Genomic DNA, 3,788 nt, shown 5'->3' with positions numbered 1-3,788 from the left:
GTTTCGGTCAGACAGACGACGTACCGCGTAGCGCGCGCTTTACCACATACCCTGGCTGGGCCCTTGGGCCCATGACGCGTCTCCGGCCAATCCTGGGAGATTAATCCCGCCTAGATGCCGATACTGTGCCGATCCCGAGCACATTCTGTCAACTCGATTTCGCGAAATGCTAACGCATCGTCATTTTGTGTATTTATTATCAATGGCTTAGTGCGTTGTTTCTTCCATACAAGAGCTTGTGCGGTCTTTTGACTTTGGCCATCAACGCGCTAGATTGACCCGTTAGGACACTGTCCGAATAGGCAGAAGCCCCCCTTCCGCCACGGTGTCAGGGCGGGCTTGGGATTTGGAGATCAACGCATGAGCTTTCGCGCCCTTGTCACACAAAAGGCCGAGGACGGCAGCGTCAGCAATGCCGTCGAAACGCTCGATGCTGCCAGCTTGCCCGAAGGCAATGTCACGGTCGATGTCGATTGGGCCGATCTCAACTACAAGGATGGCCTGTGCCTTGCGGGGCAGGGCGGCCTTGTCCGCGCCTTTCCCCATGTCGCAGGCATCGATTTTGCCGGCACGGTTCGCGATAGCTCCGACAGTCGCTATAGGGCCGGCGATTCCGTGGTGCTCACCGGCTGGCGCGTCGGCGAAACCCATTGGGGCGGCTTTTCAGAGCGCGCCCGCGTCAATGGCGACTGGCTCGTCCCCCTGCCAAAAGGCCTTACCACGCGAGATGCCATGATCGTCGGCACAGCCGGTCTCACCGCCATGCTCGCCATCATGCGCCTTGAGACCGAAGGGCTCACGCCGTCCTCAGGCGAAGTCCTCGTCACCGGCGCCTCCGGCGGCGTCGGCTCCATCGCCATTTCGCTTCTGGCCAAGCTTGGCTACGCCGCCGTTGCCCTGTCCGGTCGGCCCGAAAACAGCGCCGCGCTCACCGCGCTTGGTGCCGCGCGCATTCTAGATCGCGCCGAATTCCTTGCCGACGCCGACAAACCGCTCGAACCCGCCCGCTGGGCTGGCGTCGTCGATTGCGTCGGCGGCAATGTGCTCGGCAAAGTGCTCAAGCAGGTCAAATATGGCGGCTCGGTCGCCGCCCTCGGCAATACTGCGGGCGTCGCTCTCAGCACCAACGTTCTGCCCTTCCTGCTGCGCGGCGTGAACCTCCTCGGCATCGACAGTGTCATGCAGCCATATGAAAAGCGCATCGCCGCCTGGCAGCGCGTCGCCGAGCTCTTCGACATCAGCGCTTACGCGTCTCTGGTGGAAGAAGTCACCCTAGAAACCCTTCCCGAGGCAGCCAGCCGTATCCTCAAGGGCGAAGTGCGGGGCAGGGTGCTCGTGCATCCGCGGGCCCTGTAGAAGGCGAGTTGACCGCCAGCCTTTCGCGGCTGTAGCTTCGCGCCTCATGGTTACCCTCAAGGAAATCGCAGCAACCGTAGGCGTCTCCAGCGCTACGGTTTCGCGCGTGCTGAATTACGATACGACGCTGTCGATCTCCAATCGCAAGCGGCAGGCCATCATCGAGACGGCCGAAAAGCTCAATTATGCGACCCCGCGCAATCGCAACCGCCCCCATGCTCAGGGCCTCACCAAGCTCGCTCTCGTGCACTTCCTGCGCCCCGAGCAGGAGCTGGTCGACCCATATTATGTGGCCTTGCGTCTCGGCATCGAAAGCCGCTGCGCCGCGCTCAAGATCGAAACGGTAAAAGTTTACCACACGGACGCCAAGCCCGACGCCGCCATGCTGCAAAGCGCTTCTGGCGTCATCGCCATCGGTCGTCATGACGAAGACGAGGTCGAGTGGCTGCGCACTCATGCGCGCCAATTGGTCCTCGCCGACTTCGTGCCTTTCGACGAGCAGGTCGATAGCGTCCAGGCCGATCTCGGCTTCGCCATGGAAAAGCTGCTGCAGTCCCTTGCCGGTCTAGGTTATCGCCGCATGGCCTATATCGGCTGGGGCGATCGTCGCGCCCAGGCATTCGTGCAGTGGATGACCAAGTCGGGCTGGTTCGACGACCGCATGTTCCGTTCGGGCGAAAATACCGAACAGGGTGGCTATCGCCTGACGCGCGAAATCCTCAACGAGAAGCGTCCGCCCGAAGTGATCATCACCTTCAACGATTCCATGGCCATCGGCGCCTATCGCGCCATCAACGAGATGGGCCTCTCCATTCCTGGCGATGTCGGCGTGGCAAGTTTCAACGACATTTCGGTCGCCCAGTTCCTCAATCCGCCTCTGACGACGGTACGGCTACCCGCCGAGGAAATCGGCGAAGGGGCGGTGGAATTGCTTCTCGAAAGGGTCGGTGGCCGCGAAATCGCCAAGCAGATTACTCTTGCTTCGACCCTCGTTTGGCGAGGCAGCACAAGGGTTCCCGCCGCCAAACCGGCGCAGTAAAGCGCTTGCAGTAAATATTTACTGAAATTCTTGCAGCGGCTTAAAAGTCATACTAGTCTGACCTTCCGGGTGAAGAGGAAACACCCGCTAGGGAGGAATTGCAATGACCCGTCTATCTTCGGGCTGGAAGCGCGCGCTCGCCGTTGCGCTGGTCGGCACCAGCATGTTTGGCATCGCCAGCGCATCCGCGGCCAACCTCACGGTTTGGGCCTGGGACGCCAATTTCAATGGCGCGACGATGCAGCAGGCTTTTGATCGCTACAAGGCGAACAATCCTGACGACACCATCGACATTCAGATTTTCGACAAGGCCGCCATGGAGCAGAAGCTGCAGGCGCAGCTGGCTTCCGGCCAGACCACTGGTCTTCCGGACATCGTTCTCGTCGAAGACTACCGCGCCCAGAAGTACCTGCTTTCCTTCCCCGGCGCTTTCGAGCCGCTGACCGACAAGATCGATTATACCGCCTTCGCACCCTATAAGGTCGAAGCCGCTACCGTCGACGGCCAGACCTATTCCATGCCCTTCGACTCCGGCGTCGCAGGCTTCTTCTATCGCTCCGACGTTCTGGGCGAAGCTGGCTTCACCGCTGAAGATCTCAACGACATCACCTGGGATCGTCTGATCGAAATCGGCCAGGCCGTGAAGGAAAAGACCGGCCAGACCCTGCTGCCGATCGACCCGAACGCTTCCGATCTGTTCCGCATCATGATGCAGTCGGCCGGCTCCTGGTACTTTGATGCCGACGGCAACGTCACCATCAAGGACAACCCGGTCTTCAAGAGCGCGCTCGAAACCTACCAGCGCCTTCTCGCTGCCGGCATCAGCAAGCCCAAGAACGGCTGGACCGAATATACCGGCAGCTTCACCTCGGGCGACACGCTCGGTACGCCGACCGGCGTCTGGATGACCGCGACCATCAAGGCCAATCCCGAATTGTCCGGCAAGTGGGCCGTTGCGCCCATTCCGCGCCTCGGCGATATCGAAGCCTCGGTCAACGCCTCCAACCTCGGCGGCTCGAGCTGGTATGTGCTGGCATCGGCTCCCGAAAAGGACAAGGCCATCGACTTCCTCGCCACCATCTGGGGCGCCGATGTTGATTTCTACCAGGACATCCTCGTCAATCAGGGTGCCGTCGGTACGTTCATGGCCGCTCGCGAAGGCGAAGCCTACAAGGCCAGCGACGAATTCTTCGGCGGCACGCCCGTCTGGCAGAACTGGTCCACCTGGCTCGCCGAAATCCCGGGCGTGAAGTACGGCATCTTCACCGAAGAAGCTGACTCCGCTGTCGTGGCCCAGATCCCGGCTATCACGTCGGGCGGCAATATCGATGAAATCATCGATACCATCGACGCTCAGGTCCGTCAGCAGACCCAGTAAGCAGCTACCCGAAGG

General features: G+C 60.8%; 3 protein-coding genes. All 3 read left to right on the top strand.

Annotation, left to right across the window (positions count from 1 at the left end; all coding sequences use genetic code 11):
- Positions 1–360: 360 nt before the first annotated feature.
- The 3 genes from ABW043_RS15820 (at position 361) to ABW043_RS15810 (ending at position 3,773) form a co-directional block, all read left to right on the top strand.
- The gene (locus tag ABW043_RS15820) at positions 361–1,356 is read left to right on the top strand and encodes an oxidoreductase (RefSeq protein WP_353922162.1); all 996 of its coding nucleotides are present in this window, start codon (positions 361–363) and stop codon (positions 1,354–1,356) included.
- A gap of 46 nt (positions 1,357–1,402) precedes the next feature.
- Positions 1,403–2,395 (top strand): LacI family DNA-binding transcriptional regulator, encoded by a 993-nt coding sequence (locus ABW043_RS15815; protein WP_353922161.1) that lies wholly within the window; start codon positions 1,403–1,405, stop codon positions 2,393–2,395.
- Positions 2,396–2,498: 103 nt separating this feature from the next.
- On the top strand, positions 2,499–3,773 hold the full coding sequence (locus tag ABW043_RS15810) for an ABC transporter substrate-binding protein (protein WP_353922160.1): 1,275 nt from the start codon (positions 2,499–2,501) through the stop codon (positions 3,771–3,773).
- The last annotated feature ends 15 nt before the right edge of the window (positions 3,774–3,788 follow it).

The sequence above is a fragment of the Devosia sp. genome (assembly GCF_040509215.1).
Taxonomy (GTDB): domain Bacteria; phylum Pseudomonadota; class Alphaproteobacteria; order Rhizobiales; family Devosiaceae; genus Devosia.
Note: the sequence above shows the minus strand (reverse complement) of the source record. Positions and strands in the feature narration are given on the sequence as shown.

Excerpts from the sequence above, each read along its gene's own strand:
- ABW043_RS15820 (WP_353922162.1), top strand. The coding sequence starts at position 361 with ATGAGCTTTCGCGCCCTTGTCACACAAAAGGCCGAGGACGGCAGCGTC.
- ABW043_RS15815 (WP_353922161.1), top strand. The coding sequence starts at position 1,403 with ATGGTTACCCTCAAGGAAATCGCAGCAACCGTAGGCGTCTCCAGCGCT.
- ABW043_RS15810 (WP_353922160.1), top strand. The coding sequence starts at position 2,499 with ATGACCCGTCTATCTTCGGGCTGGAAGCGCGCGCTCGCCGTTGCGCTG.